This is a genomic window from Flavobacterium sp. A45, from assembly GCF_002001005.1.
Taxonomy (GTDB): domain Bacteria; phylum Bacteroidota; class Bacteroidia; order Flavobacteriales; family Flavobacteriaceae; genus Flavobacterium.
In genome coordinates this window covers 29804-50368 of the sequence record NZ_MUNX01000099.1, presented here as the reverse complement: position 1 = coordinate 50368, position 20565 = coordinate 29804, and the positions used below count along the sequence as shown (strand labels likewise).

The 20565-nt window shown below is 34.2% G+C and carries 22 protein-coding genes; 18 read left to right on the top strand and 4 right to left on the bottom strand.

Translation table 11 applies throughout. From position 1 onward, the window contains the following. The first annotated feature begins 182 nt into the window (after positions 1–182). The gene (locus B0E44_RS12430) at positions 183–1427 is read left to right on the top strand and encodes an ABC transporter permease (protein ID WP_077375522.1); all 1245 of its coding nucleotides are present in this window, start codon (positions 183–185) and stop codon (positions 1425–1427) included. Between the two features lie 323 nt (positions 1428–1750). After that, a complete protein-coding gene (locus B0E44_RS12425) occupies positions 1751–2137 on the top strand; it encodes a hypothetical protein (RefSeq protein ID WP_077375519.1) in 387 nt (128 codons plus the stop codon). A gap of 166 nt (positions 2138–2303) precedes the next feature. On the opposite strand, the gene prmC is transcribed toward B0E44_RS12425, so the two are convergent. Further along, positions 2304–3158 (bottom strand): peptide chain release factor N(5)-glutamine methyltransferase, encoded by an 855-nt coding sequence (gene prmC / locus B0E44_RS12420; protein WP_077375515.1) that lies wholly within the window; start codon positions 3156–3158, stop codon positions 2304–2306. Positions 3159–3186: 28 nt separating this feature from the next. After that, complete coding sequence (locus tag B0E44_RS12415; RefSeq protein ID WP_077375512.1) at positions 3187–3678, bottom strand: GNAT family N-acetyltransferase; 492 nt, start codon at positions 3676–3678, stop codon at positions 3187–3189. A 294-nt stretch (positions 3679–3972) separates the two neighbouring features. Here B0E44_RS12415 and ribD point away from each other — a divergent pair, with 294 nt between their 5' ends. From ribD to B0E44_RS12400, 3 genes are read left to right on the top strand one after another with little or no spacing between them, the layout of a single operon-like run. Further along, positions 3973–5016 carry a bifunctional diaminohydroxyphosphoribosylaminopyrimidine deaminase/5-amino-6-(5-phosphoribosylamino)uracil reductase RibD gene (gene ribD / locus B0E44_RS12410; protein ID WP_077375509.1) on the top strand — a complete coding sequence of 348 codons (1044 nt, stop codon included), beginning with the start codon at positions 3973–3975 and terminating at the stop codon, positions 5014–5016. Next, positions 5009–5611: an HAD family phosphatase gene (locus B0E44_RS12405; RefSeq protein WP_077375505.1), complete on the top strand. Its 603-nt coding sequence runs from the start codon at positions 5009–5011 to the stop codon at positions 5609–5611. The genes ribD and B0E44_RS12405 overlap by 8 nt, the downstream gene beginning before the upstream one ends. Before the next feature lie 11 nt (positions 5612–5622). Next, on the top strand, positions 5623–6252 hold the full coding sequence (locus tag B0E44_RS12400) for a YigZ family protein (RefSeq protein WP_077375501.1): 630 nt from the start codon (positions 5623–5625) through the stop codon (positions 6250–6252). A 30-nt stretch (positions 6253–6282) separates the two neighbouring features. Here B0E44_RS12400 and B0E44_RS12395 read toward each other — a convergent pair whose 3' ends face one another. Then, positions 6283–6687, bottom strand: coding sequence for a thioesterase family protein (locus B0E44_RS12395; RefSeq protein WP_077375498.1), 405 nt, complete (start codon positions 6685–6687; stop codon positions 6283–6285). Positions 6688–6870: 183 nt separating this feature from the next. On the opposite strand from B0E44_RS12395, the gene dnaA reads away from it, so the two are divergent. From dnaA to B0E44_RS12335, 13 genes are all read left to right on the top strand, one after another. After that, positions 6871–8298 carry a chromosomal replication initiator protein DnaA gene (dnaA, locus tag B0E44_RS12390; protein WP_035637069.1) on the top strand — a complete coding sequence of 476 codons (1428 nt, stop codon included), beginning with the start codon at positions 6871–6873 and terminating at the stop codon, positions 8296–8298. An 8-nt stretch (positions 8299–8306) separates the two neighbouring features. Further along, positions 8307–8774: a low molecular weight protein-tyrosine-phosphatase gene (locus B0E44_RS12385; RefSeq protein WP_077375495.1), complete on the top strand. Its 468-nt coding sequence runs from the start codon at positions 8307–8309 to the stop codon at positions 8772–8774. A gap of 97 nt (positions 8775–8871) precedes the next feature. Beyond that, positions 8872–9594, top strand: coding sequence for an SAM-dependent methyltransferase (locus B0E44_RS12380; protein WP_077375696.1), 723 nt, complete (start codon positions 8872–8874; stop codon positions 9592–9594). Between the two features lie 56 nt (positions 9595–9650). Then, entirely contained in the window at positions 9651–9779 is a 129-nt protein-coding gene (locus B0E44_RS19090) for a hypothetical protein (RefSeq protein WP_256382263.1), read from the top strand. A 180-nt stretch (positions 9780–9959) separates the two neighbouring features. Beyond that, on the top strand, positions 9960–11087 hold the full coding sequence (locus B0E44_RS12375) for a methionine aminotransferase (RefSeq protein WP_077375492.1): 1128 nt from the start codon (positions 9960–9962) through the stop codon (positions 11085–11087). A gap of 203 nt (positions 11088–11290) precedes the next feature. Further along, on the top strand, positions 11291–12172 hold the full coding sequence (locus tag B0E44_RS12370; protein WP_077375489.1) for an SDR family oxidoreductase: 882 nt from the start codon (positions 11291–11293) through the stop codon (positions 12170–12172). A gap of 256 nt (positions 12173–12428) precedes the next feature. After that, positions 12429–13196, top strand: a complete 768-nt coding sequence (locus B0E44_RS12365) for a ParA family protein (protein WP_077375486.1) — start codon at positions 12429–12431, stop codon at positions 13194–13196. Between the two features lie 4 nt (positions 13197–13200). Beyond that, positions 13201–14100 (top strand): ParB/RepB/Spo0J family partition protein, encoded by a 900-nt coding sequence (locus tag B0E44_RS12360; RefSeq protein WP_077375483.1) that lies wholly within the window; start codon positions 13201–13203, stop codon positions 14098–14100. Continuing rightward, a complete protein-coding gene (locus B0E44_RS12355; protein ID WP_077375480.1) occupies positions 14100–14660 on the top strand; it encodes a DUF5683 domain-containing protein in 561 nt (186 codons plus the stop codon). Before B0E44_RS12360 ends, B0E44_RS12355 begins: the two co-directional genes overlap by 1 nt. Before the next feature lie 46 nt (positions 14661–14706). Further along, the gene (gene dapB, locus B0E44_RS12350; protein WP_077375477.1) at positions 14707–15414 is read left to right on the top strand and encodes a 4-hydroxy-tetrahydrodipicolinate reductase; all 708 of its coding nucleotides are present in this window, start codon (positions 14707–14709) and stop codon (positions 15412–15414) included. 75 nt (positions 15415–15489) lie between these two features. After that, positions 15490–17043 (top strand): signal peptidase I, encoded by a 1554-nt coding sequence (gene lepB, locus B0E44_RS12345; protein WP_077375474.1) that lies wholly within the window; start codon positions 15490–15492, stop codon positions 17041–17043. Positions 17044–17055: 12 nt separating this feature from the next. Then, positions 17056–18663: a signal peptidase I gene (gene lepB, locus B0E44_RS12340; protein WP_077375471.1), complete on the top strand. Its 1608-nt coding sequence runs from the start codon at positions 17056–17058 to the stop codon at positions 18661–18663. A 68-nt stretch (positions 18664–18731) separates the two neighbouring features. Beyond that, positions 18732–19355, top strand: coding sequence for a WbqC family protein (locus tag B0E44_RS12335; RefSeq protein ID WP_077375468.1), 624 nt, complete (start codon positions 18732–18734; stop codon positions 19353–19355). A 93-nt stretch (positions 19356–19448) separates the two neighbouring features. Here the strand turns inward: B0E44_RS12335 and B0E44_RS12330 are convergent, their stop codons facing one another. After that, positions 19449–20495 carry an endonuclease/exonuclease/phosphatase family protein gene (locus tag B0E44_RS12330; RefSeq protein ID WP_077375465.1) on the bottom strand — a complete coding sequence of 349 codons (1047 nt, stop codon included), beginning with the start codon at positions 20493–20495 and terminating at the stop codon, positions 19449–19451. Between the last annotated feature and the right edge of the window lie 70 nt (positions 20496–20565).

The following is a 20565-nucleotide window of genomic DNA, read 5'->3' as shown; positions in this document are numbered from 1 at the left end:
TGCCATTGGATAATTTGGTTTCAATAACGGAATGCCCTAGCCCAGATGGAAACGGCATCCTGTTGTCCCGGGGTTCGGGACAACAGATATAGTGTACAGCTGGAAATAGCTCCTTACAACTATTTAGGATAATTTTTCAAACGGTATTTGTAACAAAAATTGTATTTTCGTGTCAAACGTGTATGATGCTAAAATTATTCAAAGAAAATATCCGAATCGCTTTTGGTTCCATTCGAACTCAATTGCTACGAACCATTTTGACGGTAATGATTATTGCCATTGGTATAACTGCCTTGGTTGGAATATTAACAGTTGTTGCGGCGCTGGAGAACACTTTATCCTCCGATTTTGCCTCGATGGGAGCTAACACTTTCAACATTAACCAATACGAAAGCAATTCCAGAAGACGAGGTGGTGGGGAACGAGAAATCATAAATCCTATCATTTCCTATCCTGAAGCGGTGGCTTTCAAGAATAAATACAATTACCCATTGACCGAAACTTCTTTGTCTTTTACTGCGACAGCGACTGCCGAAGTAAAATACGAAGCCTTGAAAACGGATCCCGAAATAAGGGTCCTTGGCGTTGACGAGCATTTTTTGACTAATTCAGGACTCGAAACCGATTTAGGACGAAATTTCACCAATTTTGACATTTCCAACAATACCTATACCTGTGTGGTAGGTTCCGATTTTAAAAAAGGAATTCTAAAAGACATAAACCCTATTGGCAAAATACTTTCGATAAGAGGTGCTAAATTTAAAGTCATTGGCGTATTAAAAGAGAAAGGCTCGACCTTTGGGAACAGCCAGGATTTAAGAGTATTAATCCCTATACAAGTGGCACGTTCCTTATTTACGGCTCCGAATATCAACTATACTTTGAGTGTTATGGTTGGCAAAAAAGAATTATTGGATCAAGCTATTGACAATGCGAACAGCACGATGCGCAGAGTTCGAAAATTGAGTCCTATAAAAGACAATAATTTTGCAATCGTTCGAAGCGATGATTTGATTAACCGAATCCTGAGCATCACCAAATATCTTGGACTTGCATCGTGGCTCATTGGGATTATTACCATATTGGGATCCTCTATTGCCTTAATGAATATCATGATTGTTTCGGTTACCGAGCGTACCCGTGAAATTGGGGTTCGAAAAGCTTTAGGAGCCAAAAAAACTACCATTGCCTTTCAGTTTTTTATAGAAACATTGCTGATTGGGCAAATAGGTGGTTTGGTCGGAATTATTTTTGGAATATTAATCGGGTTTGGGCTTTCTACAGCGATGGACTTTGTTTTTGTAATTCCGTGGGGAGCAATGATAGCGGCATTTATCGTAAGTTTTATCGTGGCGCTCGTTTCTGGATTGTATCCTGCTATAAAATCAGCAAATCTGGATCCTATTGAGGCACTTCGTTATGAATAGATTTCTGTTTTAATAAATATATTTCAAAATAATTTGGGCGTGATCACATTAAAAAAAGGGGCAACTCAGCATACGTGCTAGTCGCCCCTTTTTTTAATGCGGTCGGGTCATCCGCGTTACTTCGGTAACTTGCTCCTACCCCTCACGCGGATTACGGTTAATGAGAAATTTAGTTTTAAGAACAAATTGAAACATTTTTCGGGTTAGAATAAGAACCATAAACAACTGATTTTATTTATCTTAAATCGATATGGCATGTTTTTTGTAAAGTCTGGTACTTATCAAAAAAACACTAAATCAATAAAAAATAAATAAGAGAAAATATGTTCGAAAAAATACAAGATTACTTCCGAGATAAATATATCGCCTCAACATTAAAAAAAATATCATCCGATTTATTTACAGGTGATTATAATTTTGATGAAATTTTAGCAAAATATGACAAAAAAACTAACTGTATAGATAGACTTCTGACTTTTACCATTCTTATAATTGCTACAGAAAGAATTCCTAGAACCAAAGACGAAACAAAATATGCCATATTGCTATTGTATTATAAAAAATTACAAGAAGCAATTTATAAATATTCATTTAAGAGTGTTTTAGAAATGATCCAATTAGAGGCAGAATTAGAATTTAAAAAAATAAATAACAGTTGGTCAGTTGATAAAGAAAATCTCAAGTATACGAATATTCAATTGAATCTATAATTTACAAAATGGAAGTTGCAAATAAAGCTTCTATTACAACGGAATAATTTATTTATTGAAAAGACCGCCAATCAGCTTGAAGAAGTTTTAGCGCGTTTCTCGAAACCGATACATTTGACTCGTGTACACTACATAAGTCAAGTCATTCCAACAACATAATAAAAAGCTACACTGCTCCTCTCATCATCCTATCATTCTCGTAAATATCCTTACGAAGTTCTATGTTTTTGAAACTCATTTCTTCAAGTAAATCAATCATTTCTTTTCCTAAATATTGATTGATTTCAAAATAAAGTTGTCCTGAATCCGAAAGGTTTCTTTGAGCCAATTCGGCTATTTTTCTATAAAAAATCAAGGCATCGTTATCTTCCACAAAAAGAGCCAAATGAGGTTCATTGTCCAAAACATTTTTCTTGATTTCTTCTTTTTCCAAATTCCGTACATACGGCGGATTCGAAACAATAATATCAAACTCTTGTCCTAAATCTAGCGTTTCAAGAATATTTTGCTCAATAAAAGTAACTTCCACTTCATTCAGCTTGGCATTTTTCTTGGCAGTTTCCAAAGCTTTCTCAGAAACATCAATTGCAAAAACTTCTGCATTCGGGAGATTTTTAGCTAGCGAAACTGCGATACATCCGCTTCCTGTACCAATGTCGAGGATTTTCACCTTTTGACTTTCGACTTTTGACTTTTGACTTTCTAAAATCCAATCCACTAATTCCTCCGTCTCCGGCCTCGGAATCAAAACATTGGCATTGACTTCAAAATCCAATCCATAAAAACTTGTTTTCCCTAACAAATACTGAATCGGAATTTCCAACTTTAATTGTTCCAAAATTGAATTCCAAATCATAATTTCCTCCCCCGAAATTTCTATATCGGGACGTAAAGCCAAATCGATTCTTTTCAATTTTTGCTTTTCTTCCAATATCAAATAGAAAAAACTTTCTGCTTCGCCTTCTCCATACATCGAAGTAAGCGCTTGAATAAATTGATTTCTGTATTCTTTTATTTTCATCTTTATTTTTTTCGGTTCCTTTTCGTGGTTAGACTGTCAAATCTTTAAGCATCCAAACCGGACAACTCGTATGACCAGTACTTCCCATAGGAGAACAAATATTTTCGAAACCTACTTTTTTATACAACTTTTGGGCATCCAACATAAAAGGCATTGTTTCCAGATAACATTTTTCGAAACCAAATTCACGAGCGCTTTGTAAACATTGCTCCATCATTTGGCTTCCAATTCCTTTTCCGCGAGTTTCTGGCAGAAAATACATTTTTTGCAATTCACAATAAATGGCCGCTTCGTTTGCCAGTGGCGCCACTCCTGCACAACCAACGATTCGTCCATCATTTTCTACTACATAATAAACCGATCTTGGCTTATTGTATTCTTCAAACATCAAATCAAGATATGGATCTTCATAAGCCGTTCCTACTTTCGGGATATTCAATTCGTCAAAAACATCTCTTATCAATTGAGCAACCGCCTGATTGTCTTCTTTTTGTATTTTTCTAATAATCCAATTGTCCATAAAATGTTCTAATTATTAATTCCGCACACAAAAATAACCATTGTAAATGGGAAAACATCAAAAGCAATACATTCACTTCTAAAAAATATTCATTCAAGACTGACAGTTATATAATTCAAAATTCCCTCTTACAAATCTGCCAAATCTGCGTGAAAAAATTAGCCCGCAGATTTGGCAGATTTACACAGATTCTAAAAAAACCAAATATGATTAATATCTATATTTTTCAAACGAATACACCACATCATATATGTCAAAGCAAATTCCTAATTCCAAAATTAGTATTTTTGCAAAGTGAAGATACATGAAAAATACATGAGCCGTTGTATAGCCCTAGCCCAAAACGGACTAGGAACAACCTATCCCAATCCTATGGTTGGAAGCGTCATTGTTTATGAAGGCAAAATCATAGGCGAAGGTTGGCACAAAAAAGCAGGCGAACCCCATGCCGAGGTCAATGCAGTAAATTCGGTACACGATAAATCGTTGCTAAAAAAAGCAACTATCTACGTGAGTTTGGAACCTTGCAGTCATTTTGGAAAAACACCTCCGTGCTGCGATTTGATTATTAAAAATAAGATTCCCAATGTCGTTATTGGCACTGTAGATCCAAATATCATGGTCGCCGGAAACGGAATCAAAAAATTAATCGAAGCGGGTGTTCATGTCACTATTGGGATACTTGAAGACGAATGCAACGAACTCAACAAGCGTTTTTTTACTTTTCATCAAAAGAAAAGACCTTACATTATATTGAAATGGGCTCAAAGTCAAGATGGATTTATTGCCCCTCTTGAAAAATTGGAAAAAAAACCAGTTTGGATTACCAATACCTATTCCAGACAATTGGTTCACAAATGGAGAACCGAGGAACAGGCTATTCTAGTGGGAACTCAAACCGTTATTGACGACAACCCCAAACTAAATGCGAGAGATTGGTACGGAAATAATCCAGTCCGAATAGTATTGGATCAAAACAATCGCATCCCAAAAGATAATGCTGTTTTTGATAATCAAACTAATACGATTGTCTTTAGCAATTCTAAAAACACTATTTCCGAAGAAAACACTATCTTTGAAGTAATTGATTTTAAACAAAATATAGCCCAGCAAATTGTTGATTCGCTTTACAAACACAACATTCAATCGGTTATAATTGAAGGTGGGCTCCAAACCTTACAAACCTTTATCGATGCAAATCTTTGGGACGAAGCTCGAGTTTTTACAGGAAAAACAAATTTGGAAAAAGGAATCAAAGCCCCTTTTATACCAAAAACAAATTCCGAAAAGCACATAATTGACACCGATGAATTTTTAATAATCAGAAACCATGATTAATGCTATTATTTTTGATTTTGGAGATGTGTTTATCAATTTAGATAAACAAGCGACTATGGATGGTTTGAAAGATCTTGGCATTTCCCATTGGAATGAAGATTTAGACCAATTGAACATACAATATGAAATAGGAGCTATTTCGGGAGATGATTTCTTGAATGGAATTCAAAAACACACCGACAATGCTTCAATTGAAGACATTCGGGAAGCTTGGAATTCTATCTTAGCAGACTTTCCGTTGTATCGATTGGAATTTCTTCAAATGCTTTCCAGCAAGTACCGTTTATTTTTGTTAAGCAATACCGATGCGATTCACATCGACACTTTTGAACAAAAAACAGGAACCTCATTTTATAGCGATTTTTATCAATGTTTTGAAAAAATATATTTTTCATTTGAAATTGGTATGAGAAAACCCAATCCGGAAGTTTACAACTTTGTCCTGGATCAAAACGGACTTCAAGCCAAACATACGTTATTCATTGATGACAAAAAAGAAAATACCGATGCCGCATTGGCACTTGGACTTCCCGTTTGGAATTTACAGGTGGGCGAAGAGGATGTAGTTGATCTATTTGATAAAAAAATAATTTAGAAGAATCCCTTTTGGAAATTAAAGACACCTACAATACCATTGCATTTCCCTGTGAAGAATCACTATTCAAGGAAAAAAGCAGCAAATTCTTCGGTTATGCTTTTCCGATAGAGTCAGAGGACGAAGTGAAACCCATTATAGAGATATTAAAAAAGCAACATCCACACGCTGTCCACTATTGCTACGCCTATCAAATAGGAACCGAAAACATTCAATACAGAGCCAACGATGATGGAGAACCAAGCAATACGGCAGGTACTCCTATTTATGGCCAAATACAATCTTTCGGACTTACGAATGTACTTGTTGTTGTAGTTCGAATTTATGGCGGAATTAAATTAGGAGTGGGCGGATTAATTTCGGCATACAAAACTTCGGCACAAATCACATTGGAATCTTGTGAAATTATCGAAAAAACAATTGACGTTCCTTTTCAAATTTCATTTGACTATAAAAACATGAATAAAGTGATGCGTGTGATCAAAGAAAAAAAATTAGATATTGCTTCTCAAGAAATGGAGATAAATGAAGAAACAAATTTACCAATTGGAAAAATTGTAATAAAAACCAGAAAAAAAAATGCCGAAATGGTATTCGACACTTTTAACTCTTTGTTTGAAATTGACATAAAAAAACTATAAATTCTCATCAAAAAGAACTCATTTTGATTATTATTCAAAAGTTTTTAGTAGTTCCAAAATGTAATCTGGCGGTGCCGTTGGTTTGCCAGTTTTTAGAGACACAAAAACCAACATAAATTGGGCGGTTGTTAATAACTCTTTAGCTTCATTGTATATCGCGCAATCAAATTCTATCTTCACGGACGTCTGACTTTTGAAAACCGTATGCACCGTCAACAACTCATCATATCTTGCTGATTTTTTATAATTGATATTCATATTCACTATAGGTAGACCGATACCACTTTCTTCCATCACTTTATATGAAATCCCTTTATTTCTAAGCCATTCGACCCTTCCTATCTCAAAATAGGGTATGTAATTTCCGTGATAAACAACCCCCATTTGGTCAGTTTCTGAATAACGAACACGAACTTGAATCTGATGATCTTTCATTAATTTTGTATTAAAATTTTTAATTTAAAAAAGTCCCTTACAACAATATTTTTAAAAATTATACCCTAAAATATTTTTTTTTACAGATAATTGTTCACATATTTGTTATCCCGAAAAAAGAATCTATTTCACATTCTTTTTGTAAGATAATAAGTACCCAAATAAAAAAATTTAACTAGATATATGAACAAGACTGCACAATCAGTATGGGAAAACTGTTTGTCCTTCATAAAGGACAACATTCAGGATCAAGCTTATAAAACTTGGTTCGAACCAATTAAATCAGTTGAACTTACCGATAATGCATTATATATTCAAGTACCAAGTAAATTTTTCTACGAATGGCTAGAAGAACACTATGTGAAATTATTAAAAGTGGCCTTGACCAAAGAACTTGGAAAAAACGCAAAGTTACTCTATAAAATCAAAATGGAAAACACTTATGGTAACAAACAACCGTTTACGGAACAGTTGCCTAGTGCCAATAGAGCTCCGATGAAAGCCCAAGAAGTAGATGCTCCATTCAAAAACTTAAATCCAGAATTAAAAAACCCATTTGTTATTCCTGGTATTCGTAATTTAAAAATCGAATCACAACTGAATCCGAATTATAGTTTTGACAATTTCCTTGAAGGGGATTCTAATAGGTTAGCCCGTTCTGCAGGTATGGCTGTTGCCAATAAGCCAGGTGGAACATCTTTCAACCCATTACTTATTTTTGGTGGTGTTGGATTGGGAAAAACACACTTAGCTCATGCTATCGGCGTTGAAATCAAAGACAAATATCCAGAAAAAACAGTTTTATATATTTCTGCTGAAATTTTTACCCAACAATATATTGATTCGGTAAAGAAAAACAACAGAAACGATTTCATTCATTTCTATCAATTAATCGACGTTTTAATCATTGACGATGTTCAATTCCTTTCTGGAAAATCAGGAACACAAGATGTATTTTTCCATATTTTCAATTACTTGCACCAAAACGGAAAACAGGTTATCTTGACTTCAGACAAGGCTCCAGTTGACATGCAAGATATTGAGCAACGTTTATTATCCCGTTTCAAATGGGGATTATCTGCCGAGTTACACCAACCGGATTATGAAACTAGAATTTCAATCCTAAAAAACATCCTATATCGTGATGGCGTTGAAATGCCAGACGATATTATAGAATATGTCGCTCGCAACATTAAATCAAATGTACGTGAATTAGAAGGCGCTATCATTTCACTGATTGCACAATCTTCTTTCAACAAAAAAGAAGTAACCATTGAGCTTGCCAAAAGCGTTGTCGAAAAATTTGTAAAAAATGTAAAGAGAGAAATATCAATCGATTACATTCAAAAAATTGTTTCCGATTATTTTCAATTGGATATAGAGACTCTACAGTCCAAAACCAGAAAAAGGCACGTGGTACAAGCGAGACAACTGGCAATGTTTTTTGCCAAAAAATTCACCAAAGCTTCATTGGCCAATATCGGATCCCAAATAGGGGATCGTGATCACGCCACTGTACTTCATGCCTGTAAAACAGTCGACAATTTGGTAGCCACCGACAAACAATTCAAAAAGTATGTCGAGGATATTAATTCAAAATTAACGCTATAAAAAGCAATATGCCTGTTAAAATTTTAATGGTTTGTTTGGGCAATATCTGCCGTTCTCCATTGGCAGAAGGCATATTAGCCTCAAAACTTCCCAGTGATAAATTCCATGTAGATTCCGCAGGAACAGGTTCTTGGCATATTGGTCGTGCTCCAGACAATCGCTCTATAGCCACTGCCAAAAAAAATGGCTTAAATATTGCCAATCAACAAGGAAGACAATTTCAAAGATCCGATTTCGATGCTTTTGACTACATTTTTGTAATGGACAACCACAATTACAATGATGTGATTCACCTTGCTCAAAACGAAAAACAAAAAGAAAAAGTCCAACTTGTTTTAGACGCTATCTTCCCAAATGAAAATGTTGATGTCCCAGACCCATACTATGGAGTTGCAAATGGTTTTGACATGGTTTATCAAATGCTCGACGAAGCATGCGAAGTAATTGCCCAAAGACTGATTGCCAAACATTCCTAAGAAAACTAAATAAGTTTTTTATCTTTGGATGACTTTTCCCTCCAATGTCATTCAAAGACGGCAAAAAAATCTTATTTCAAAAATTGAAAACAATCAAATGAAATCAACACCTCTTCTTGGAAAATTATATTTAATCCCAACCACTATGGGCGATTGCGACCCAATGGACGTATTACCGCAAACCATAAAAAGATGCGTAGAGCTCATTGATTACTATGTGGTTGAAAATGACAAAACAGCTCGAAAATCCATCAAACTGACCAATCCAGAGAAAAAACAATCCGAATTAAAGCTTTTTATACTCAATAAACATACTGAAACTAAAGAACATCAGGAGTTTATCAAACCGCTTTTGGAAGGTAAAGACATGGGACTTATGAGCGAAGCAGGATGTCCAGGTGTAGCCGATCCAGGCGCAGTAATAGTAAAATTGGCCCACGAAAAAGGAATTCAAGTTGTTCCGCTTGTTGGTCCATCCTCAATATTATTGGCCATGATGGCATCTGGAATGAACGGTCAAAGTTTTACTTTTCATGGTTATTTACCCATTGAAAAAGACGAAAAAAAAGCCAGTTTCAAGAGCCTGGAACGCATATCTTTTGAAAAAAATCAGTCTCAGATTTTCATCGAAACACCGTACCGTAACAATAAATTATTGGAAGATTTAATCCAAACCTTGCATCCTGAAACACATTTATGCATAGCCACCGATATCACCTTACCTACGGAATACATCAAAACAAAGAAAATTTCGGAATGGAAAAAAGAAACCATCGATTTACACAAACGCCCCACCATTTTTATCATTCATAAAATGTAAAAAAATTAATACCTTTTTCTTATATTTGTTTTGCTATAAAATCTAAAAATAATAAAATGAATATTACAAAAAGAGATTTAAAAATGATTGGCTTAGGCTTTCTTACATTTTTCATCATTGAAGGTGTTTATAACTGGAAATACTGTTTGAAAAGCTTCAAAGACGGATGGAATTCAGTACGTTAAAAAACCAAACACAATAAGACAATCAAAATCCTGTAAAATATTTTTTTACAGGATTTTTTTTAAACTATATTTTTGGGTATGCTAATGTCATTAATTTCGCCCTAACATCGTTCGACTAAAAAAGAAAAAAATTGGCTTAAAAAAACTACTTTTATACTCCTAAATAAATTCATTTATTACATGAGTAAACTACCAAATGTAACGACTAGTATTTTTACGATAATGTCCAAAATGGCAGCAGAACACAATGCAATCAATCTTTCCCAAGGTTTTCCAAACTTCCCTGTTGACGAAAGATTAACCGAAATTGTTTCTAGATTGGCACTTGAAGACGTTCACCAATACACACCTATGTCGGGTTACCCTCCATTGTTGGCAAAAATTGCTACATTAGTAAAATCATCCTACAACCGAAACATCCTTCCCGAAACCGAAATACTCGTTACAGCCGGTGCAACTCAAGCCATTTTCACCACATTGCTGGCTTTGCTAAAACCAAATGACGAAGTAATTATTCTCGACCCAAGTTACGATTGCTATGAAGCGCCAATATTATTAAGCCAAGCAAAACCAATACGGGTATCACTCAATGATGATTACACTCCAAACTGGAAAACTATTACCAATGCATTTTCGGAGAAAACCAAAATGATCATCATCAATAACCCACACAATCCAACAGGGAAAATTCTAGATGAATCCGATTTAGAGAATCTGGAAGCACTTTTAGAAAAACACCCCAATGTGCTGTTACTTTCAGATGAAGTGTACGAATACATCACCTTTGAACAAAAACATATTTCTACTCATACTCGAACAAAACTACTAGACCGCTGTATTACGGTTTCCTCATTTGGAAAATCATTTCATGTAACAGGTTGGAAAATAGGTTACCTTGTAGCTTCTGAGTATTTGATGAAAGAAATCAAAAAAGTGCATCAATTTTTGGTTTTTAGCGTAAACAGCATTTGCCAAGTGGCAGTTTCAGAATATTTGGATTTAGTCGATGTAAATGAAATTAGTTCATTCTACCAAGAAAAGCGTGATTATTTCAGATCACTATTAAAAAACAGTCGATTCGAATTAATGGCCTGTGAAGGAACTTATTTTCAAGTCGTTTCCTATGCCAACATTTCAAACGAAAATGATGTTGATTTTTGCAAACGTCTAATTACGGATTATGGTGTTGCTGCAATTCCTATATCAACTTTTTATGCCGATGGAAAAGATTTAAAATTAATACGCTTTTGCTTTGCCAAAGACAATCATACTTTAGAAGCAGCTGCAAAAAGATTGTGTGCAATTTAAGACAACTTTTAAGTTATTAAAACACTAAGACTCTAAGTTCAGAAAATGGTTAATCTCTTTTTTATCTCATTATAGAATTGTTTATTTAAATCTTAGTACCTTAGAAACTTAGCATCTCAGAAACTTTAAACAAAATTTAATTTATTATGCATGCATACTATTTTATTTTATTACATTTACAATCCAAAAAAAAAATATAAATTATGAGTTATACCGATAAAATGTTGAGAGACGATGCTTTAAAAGGCAAAGTAATAGTAGTTACTGGAGGCGGAAGTGGCTTAGGAAAAGCGATGACCAAATATTTCTTAGAATTAGGAGCTCAAGTAGCTATTACTTCAAGAGATTTAGAAAAGCTAAAAAATACTGCTCAAGAACTGGAAACAGAAACAGGAGGCACATGTTTACCATTACAATGTGATGTTCGTCATTATGAAGAAGTAGAAAACATGCTTCAAGCAGTACTAAAAGCTTTTGGTAAAGTTGATGTATTATTGAATAATGCAGCAGGAAATTTTATTTCACCAACAGAACGTTTATCAGCCAATGCTTTTGACACGGTAATTGATATCGTCTTAAAAGGATCTAAAAACTGCACACTTGCTTTTGGAAAGCATTGGATAGACACTAAACAAACATCGGCTAGCGTATTGAATATAGTTACGACTTACGCATGGACAGGTTCGGCTTATGTGGTTCCGAGTGCTACTGCCAAAGCTGGAGTTCTTGCCATGACAAGAAGCTTAGCAGTAGAATGGGCAAAATATGGTATTCGTACCAATGCAATTGCCCCTGGGCCTTTCCCAACCAAAGGCGCCTGGGACAGATTATTGCCGGGAGATCTAGCGGAAAAATTTGATTTAGCCAAAAAAGTCCCTTTGAAACGAGTGGGTGACCACCAAGAATTGGCCAATTTAGCGGCTTATTTAGTTTCTGACTTTTCTGCCTATGTCAATGGAGAAGTAATTGTTATTGATGGAGGAGAATGGCTGAAAGGTGCTGGACAATTCAATTTACTAGAAGCTATTCCTGAAGAATTATGGGATCAATTGGAAATGATGATTAAAGCAAAGAAAAAAAATTAACCGCTTGCGTTATTTACCGATTAACATCAACAACTATTAAAAAAAATCAGAAATAACGGATAAATAATAAAACAAAAAAAGAGAACTATTTATACAGTTCTCTTTTTTCAGTTACAATAATTACCAAAAAAGCAAAGAATATACATTATTGCTAACATAAATTGGGGACTGTGAAAACTATTTGTTTTTGTTAACAAAATAGATTTTCAAAACCCATAAATAATTGTATTTTTACCGTTCAAAATTTAGAAAATAAATGGGCAAAATCATAGCGATTGCGAACCAGAAAGGTGGAGTTGGAAAGACAACAACTTCTATTAACCTAGCTGCTTCATTGGGTGTTTTAGAAAAAAAAGTATTACTAATTGATGCTGATCCTCAGGCTAATGCCACTTCAGGTTTAGGAATCGATGTAGAAACAGTTGAAATAGGAACCTATCAAATTCTCGAACATAGCCATACTCCATCGGAGGCCATCATAAAATGTTCCTCCCCAAATGTTGATGTAATTCCCGCGCATATCGATCTTGTTGCGATTGAAATCGAACTGGTTGATAAAGAAAACAGAGAATACATGCTTAAAAAAGCATTAGAAAGTGTAAAAGATCAATACGATTATATCTTAATTGATTGCGCACCATCTCTTGGTCTTTTGACGCTAAATGCTTTAACTGCGGCAGATTCTGTAGTAATTCCAATTCAGTGTGAGTATTTTGCATTAGAAGGTTTGGGTAAATTATTGAATACCATAAAAAGTATCCAAAAAATCCACAATCCTGATTTAGACATTGAAGGTTTGTTATTGACAATGTTTGATTCTAGATTGCGTTTATCAAACCAAGTAGTGGAAGAAGTTCAAAAACACTTTAATGATATGGTTTTTGAAACTGTGATACAAAGAAATGTAAAATTGAGCGAGGCACCTAGTTTTGGAGAAAGCATTATCAACTATGATGCAACCAGCAAAGGAGCAGTAAATTATATTCATTTAGCTCAAGAAATTATAAAGAAAAACAGTAAATAGTTGTATGTCAAAAGCAATAAAAAAACAAGCCTTAGGTAGAGGTTTATCGGCATTATTAAAAGATCCTGAAAACGATATTCAATCGGTTGAAGATAAAAATGCAGATAAAGTAGTAGGAAATATTATAGAGCTTGAAATTGATGCTATAGAAATAAATCCATTTCAGCCCCGAAGTAATTTCAACGAAGAGTCATTACGTGAATTAGCCACTTCTATCAAGGAGTTAGGCGTAATTCAGCCTATAACTGTTCGTAAATTAGATTTCAATAAATACCAATTAATTTCTGGGGAACGTCGTTTGCGTGCTTCCACATTAATTGGACTTACAACTGTCCCTGCCTACATTCGTATTGCAAACGACAACGAGTCTCTAGTAATGGCTTTGGTTGAAAACATCCAACGTCATGACTTGGATCCAATAGAGATTGCGCTTTCTTACCAACGTTTGATTGATGAAATTCAATTGACTCAAGAGCAAATGAGTGAAAGAGTTGGTAAAAAACGCTCTACTATTGCCAATTATTTAAGACTTTTAAAATTAGACCCAATCATTCAAACTGGAATTCGTGATGGTTTTATCAGTATGGGTCACGGTCGTGCAATCATCAACATCGAAGATCATGATGTTCAGACCGATATTTACCAAAAAATAGTAAGTCAAAATCTTTCGGTTAGAGAGACGGAGACTTTGGTAAAAAACTACCACGAAAGTCTAAAACCAAAACCAGCTATTCCAACAAAAGCATCTTCTTTTGAAATTAATGACGAAGATGTGAGTACTTTCAATAAGTATTTTGGAACAAAAATTGACGTAAAAGTGGCTGGAAATGGAAAAGGAAAAATTACAATTCCTTTTCATTCTGAAGAAGACTTCAACAGAATTATAAAATTAATAGAAGGGTAGTGAATAAAATCATTTCCATAGGGCTATTGCTTTTTCTTATAGGAAACGCTTCGGTTTTTGCACAAGCAAAAACCGAAACTGTTTTAAAGCCAAAAGACACTTTAAAATCAATAGACATAGATCCTTTGACACCTGCAAAAGCCGCCTTCTATTCGGCTATATTACCGGGTTTAGGCCAAGCATACAATAAAAAATATTGGAAAATTCCAATAGTTTACGGAGCTATGGGGACCAGTTTGTATCTATATATTGACAATAAAAAACAATACAACGAATATAGAGATGCTTACAAAAGCCGTTTGGCGGGCAATCCAGACCCCAATTACGACTATCTTTCGGATACTCAACTAATATCAGCTCAAGAGTTTTACCAAAGAAATGCTTCGCTATCAGGCCTTTTTGTAATTGGCTTTTATGTACTAAACATTATAGATGCTAATGTTGACGCTGCCTTAATACAATTTAATGTAAATCAAAGCTTATCTGTTAAACCAGAAATCACTCCTGATGCTGTAACATTAAAATCAAATTTGGGACTAACCCTTAATTATCGTTTTTAGATTCGAATACAGTTCGTTTCTTATTAAAAATCAAAAATACTCACAAATGAAAATTGCGCTTTTAGGATACGGAAAAATGGGGCATGTAATCGAAAGAATTGCTTTAGAAAGAGGACATGAAATTGTTTTGAGAAAAGACGAATTTAATACCTATGATGGGCTTTCTGCTGCTGATGTTGCTATCGACTTCAGTGTTCCATCAGCCGCAGTAAATAACATTTCCAGCTGTTTTCATGCCAATGTTCCTGTCGTTTCCGGAACAACCGGTTGGTTGGAGCACTATGATGAAATGATTGCTCTTTGCAAAGAAAAAAACGGAGGGTTTATCTCTAGTTCCAACTTTAGTCTTGGCGTGAATTTATTTTTTGAATTCAACGAATATTTAGCCAAAATCATGTCTCAATTTGATCATTACAAAGTGGATATGGAAGAAATCCATCATGATCAAAAATTAGATGCACCAAGCGGAACCGCTATTTCATTGGCCAAAGGCGTTATTGAAAATAGCAACTACACCAATTGGACATTGGATACCCCAAAAGAGAAAGAGATTCATATCGAAGCTGTAAGGGTGGGTACAGTTCCTGGAACCCATACTGTAACTTACAACTCTGAGGTGGATTCCATCGAAATAAAACACACCGCTCATAATCGTGAGGGTTTTGCTCTTGGAGCTGTAATAGCTGCCGAATGGCTTGCCGGAAAACACGGCGTTTTTACTATGAAAGATGTATTGAATCTAAATTCTAAATAAAAAATAAAATCCCAAATACCAATTAGGAAATAGATAAAATCTAACTTCTAATTTCTAACTTCTAATTTTCAAATTATGACACTATATCTCTGGTTTGTATTCTTTTTGGCTGTTCAGGCTATTCATTTCTTAGGAACTTGGAAAATATACGAAAGTGCAGGAAGAAAACGTTGGGAAGCTGCAATTCCAGTTTACAATGCAATTGTTTTAATGAAAATAATTGGTCGACCAACTTGGTGGACACTTTTACTTTTTATCCCAATTATCAACCTGATTATGTTTCCAGTTATTTGGGTAGAGACTATTCGTAGTTTTGGAAAAAAATCTTTTTTAGACACAGTACTTGTAATTGGAACTTTAGGATTTTATATCTTTTATCTTAATTACACTCAGACTTTAGCTTATGAACCGGACAGAAACTTAAGTCCAGACCATAAAGCAGCCGACACTATTAGTTCATTGCTTTTTGCTGTTATTGTAGCCACTATTGTTCACACTTATTTCATCCAGCCTTATACCATTCCTACTTCTTCATTAGAGAAATCCTTATTGGTTGGTGACTTTTTGTTTGTGAGTAAAATGAATTATGGAGCGAGAGTTCCAATGACTACAGTAGCGATGCCTATGGTTCATGACACTATCCCATTGACCAAACGAAAATCTTATTTAACTTGGCCTCAATTACCTTATTTAAGAATTCCTGGCTTTCAAACTATCAATCGTACCGATATTGTTGTTTTCAACTGGCCAGCGGATACTGTATATAAATTCAGAGACAGATCTGGGCTAAGAGTTGATAAACCAATTGACAAAAAATCAAATTATGTAAAACGTTGCGTTGGTATTCCTGGAGATAGTTTATCACTTAAAGACGGATTAGTATATATTAATGGGAAAGAATTGATTTTGCCTGAGCGTGCAAAACCACAATTCTCATACAATGTTGCTTTAGACGGTAAAACTCCGATAGATTTTGAAAATCTTTTGAGAGAAATGGATGTGACAGACGGCGCAGGATTCATTAATGAATCCAGAGACACCCTTTTTATTAGTGCATTAACAGCCGCAGGAGCTGAAAGATTGCAGCACGTTCCAGGAATAACAGCTGTAAACAGAATTATTTCCAAAAATGTAGAAGACGGTATTTTCCCTCATATCAACAAATGGAATCGTGATAATTTTGGCCCAATTTACATTCCACAACAAGGAAAAACGGTTGCCTTAAACCTAGAAACTTTACCTTTCTACAAAACCATAATCACCGATTACGAGAAAAAGGATTTGAAAGTAAATGGTAATGAGATCAGAATTGATGGTAAAGTGGCCACAACCTATACTTTTGACCAAAACTACTATTGGATGATGGGAGACAACCGCCACAACTCTGAAGACAGTCGTTATTGGGGTTACGTTCCCGAAAATCACATCGTAGGAAAACCAATTTTTATTTGGTTGAGCTGGGACACTAATGGAAAAGGCTTAAACAAAATCCGTTGGGAAAGAGTATTCACTACCGTTGATGGTGAAGGACAGCCACAATCGTATTTTAAATACTTCCTCATTGCGCTTGCTGCCTTTTTTGTTGGTGAGTATTTTTGGAACAAAAGAAAGGCGAAAAAAGAATTATAAAATAAGGCTAATATGTCAATATACCAATGGTTACTTTTTTTTCTGTTCTTACAATTAGTCCATTTTTTAGGAACATGGAAACTATATGAAATTGCAGGAAGAAAACGCTGGGAAGCTTTAATTCCAGTTTACAATGCAATCATTTTGATGAAAATCATTGGCAGACCCACCTGGTGGACTATACTTCTATTTATTCCAATCATTAACCTAATTATGTTTCCCGTTATTTGGGTAGAAACATTACGCAGTTTTGGAAGGAATTCAAAGTTGGACACCTTTTTAGCAATTGTTACTCTAGGCTTTTACATTTATTACATCTGTTATACACAAAAATTAAATTATAAAGCAGAGAGAAACTTAAACCCGGAGAATAAAAATTCTGACACCATTAGTTCATTACTTTTTGCAATCATTGTAGCTACTTTAGTTCACACCTATTTTATACAACCATTTACTATTCCATCTTCTTCATTAGAAAAAACATTCTATGTTGGCGATTTTTTATTTGTAAGTAAATTAAATTTTGGAGCAAGAGCACCAATGACTACTGTTGCATTACCTATGGTGCATGATTCAATCCCATTTTTAGGTATTAAATCATACCTGTTTAATGATGATATTACCAAAAAGGAAACTTCAATTTTGAACAAGTTTCAATTACCCTATTTTAGGTTTCCTGCAATTGAAACGATTAAACGCAATGACATTGTCGTGTTTAATCAGCCAGCAGATACTTTATTGGATATGAATAATTTTAAACCTGCAAGAAATTATTACAAACCAATTGACAAAAAAACAAATTTAGTAAAACGCTGTGTTGCTGTACCTGGAGATTCTTTGGAGATTCGTCAAGGGGATGTTTACATCAATGGAAAACCAAGCAAATTACCCGAAAGTGCAAAACTCCAATATAACTTTTTTGTAAATACTCAAGGGACAAGTATGGATCAAAATTCCTTAGTAAAAATGTATGGTGCTAGAGATGGTTTGAAGGATGGGAATGGAGATTTTGCATTGACCAATAATGGGGAATATGTATTGACTTTAACCGATAACGAAGCAGTCAGAATAGCGAACAATCCAGTAGTCAAAAGCGTTAAAAAGTATTTACTCCCAAAGGACGAAGATGGAGATGTATTTCCTCATATTCATTCGTTAGGATGGAACATTGACAATTTTGGACCTATTTATATTCCAAAAAAAGGAGTGACAATTAAATTAGATAAAAAGACACTTCCATTTTATAAACGCATTATACAGGAATACGAAAAAAACACATTGCAGATTAACGGTGATAAAATTATAATAAACGGAAAATCTGTAAATAGCTATACTTTTAAGCAAGATTATTATTGGATGATGGGAGATAATCGCCAAAACTCTTTAGACGCAAGATTTTGGGGCTGTGTTCCTTTTGACCATGTCGTTGGTAAACCTGTATTCATTTGGTTTAGTTGGGATAAAGATGGCAAAGGAATACATAAAATAAGATGGAATCGAGTTTTCTCTTTTGTAAATGATGGGGAACCTAAATCTTATTTAATTCATTTCTTAATTACTCTAGCAGCCTTTTTTGTTGGTGAGTATTTTTGGAAAAAAAGAAAAGAAAAAAAAGTTTAGAAGCATATATTGTTTAGCAAATTTAGATTTTACATTTAAACCTGCTAAACTTCAAAACCGTTAAAACAATGAATATTTTAATACATCCCTCCTATTTCCCATCCGTAAGTCATTTTGTTGCCATGGCTCAATCGGATAACATTACCTTTGAAATGGAGGATAATTTTCAGAAGCAAACCAATCGCAACAGAACTTACATTTACAGTCCAAACGGAATTCAGTTATTGAATATCCCCATAAAGCATTCCAATTTAAACCATCAGAAGACCAAAGACATAAAAATAGAACCAGAGTTTGATTGGCAAAAACAGCATTTCAAATCATTGGAAGCTGCTTATAGAAGTTCTCCTTTCTTTGAATATTTTGAAGATGATTTACTTCCTTTTTTTCAAAAAAAGCACACTTTTTTGATGGATCTCAATTTTGAGGCATTGGAAATAACATGTAAGTGTTTGCGAATGAAATTGGAATTTGACACCACAACAGAATATTTTCATGAAATCGAAAATCCACAAATCACTGATTTTCGATATTTGGTAAACGGAAAAAAAGACCATTCCGTTTTTGAGCCTTATACTCAGGTTTTTGACGACAAACACGGATTTTTGAACAATTTGAGCGTTCTAGATTTGTTATTCAACGAAGGAAGATACGCTATGGATTATTTGAAAAATCAAGTACTTATTCGATAACCAATAGTTTTAAAATTTTAAACTATTAAGAAATTAAGATTCATTTAGAATTTAATTTCTTAATGGTTTATATTTTTTTGCAAAACTAAAAATCTACTTCATAGATAACTTTGCCATAATAGGGTAATGATCTGAATTTTGAAATTCAGAAAAACTCTTAAATTGTTTTACCTCCATCATTTCGTCAGCAAAAATATAATCAATACGAGCCGGATAATATTTAAACTTATAGGTAGCTCCAAATCCTACTCCAGCTTCTTCAAAACTATCTTTCAATTTACCCTTTATATTTCGATACACATAGGAAAAAGCACTGTTATTCATATCTCCGCAGATAATAATTGGGTATTTGCAATTCTTTACATGCTCCTTAAAAATAGCAGCTTGCTCTTGTTGTTGCTTAAACGCTTTACTGATACGAATAAAAAGAAACTTGGATTTCTGTTGGTCAATTACATCAATATTTTCGGAAATTTCATTGACATCAGGAGAAATTTTTATGGACTGCAAATGCATATTATAAACTCTAATGATATCTTTTCCTTTTTTTATATCAGCATAAACAACATTGTTATTTGAATCTGGAAACACAATATTTCCCTCTTCTATGATAGGGAATTTTGAAAATATTGCTTGACCCGTTTTAATTTGGTTCCCCTCCATCAAAACAAATTTATGGGGATATACTTTGAGATCAATATCTGCCGAATTAGAAAATTCCTGAATGCATAATATGTCTGGATTTTCGGTATTGATAAATTCTAAAATCATGTCCGGAATATCGTCGCGATCCAACCATTTAAAGACATTAAATAACCTTACGTTATAACTCATAACAGTAAAATCTTTATCGCTTTCCTCGAATTCTTTGGCAGAGAACTTATAAAACTTATTAAAAAAAGTAATTCCAACCAAAAGCACTATGCCCGACAAAATCATTCGTTTTTTGAATTGAATCGCCCAATAGACAAAGAACAATCCATTAGCCAAAAAAAACAAAGGCATAAATAAAGTGAAAACCGATGCAAACGGAAAGATTTTTGGCGCCAAAAAAGGGAGTAAATAGGCAATGAATGTTAGCCCAATAAGTACTAAATTCAAAAAAAACATTCCTTTATTAAACCATGAAAGGTTCTTCATATTTAATGCGTTTTAAACTTTACAAACTAAAAGTTAACGTTTTTCACTTCAATAATTAGATAAAAATAGG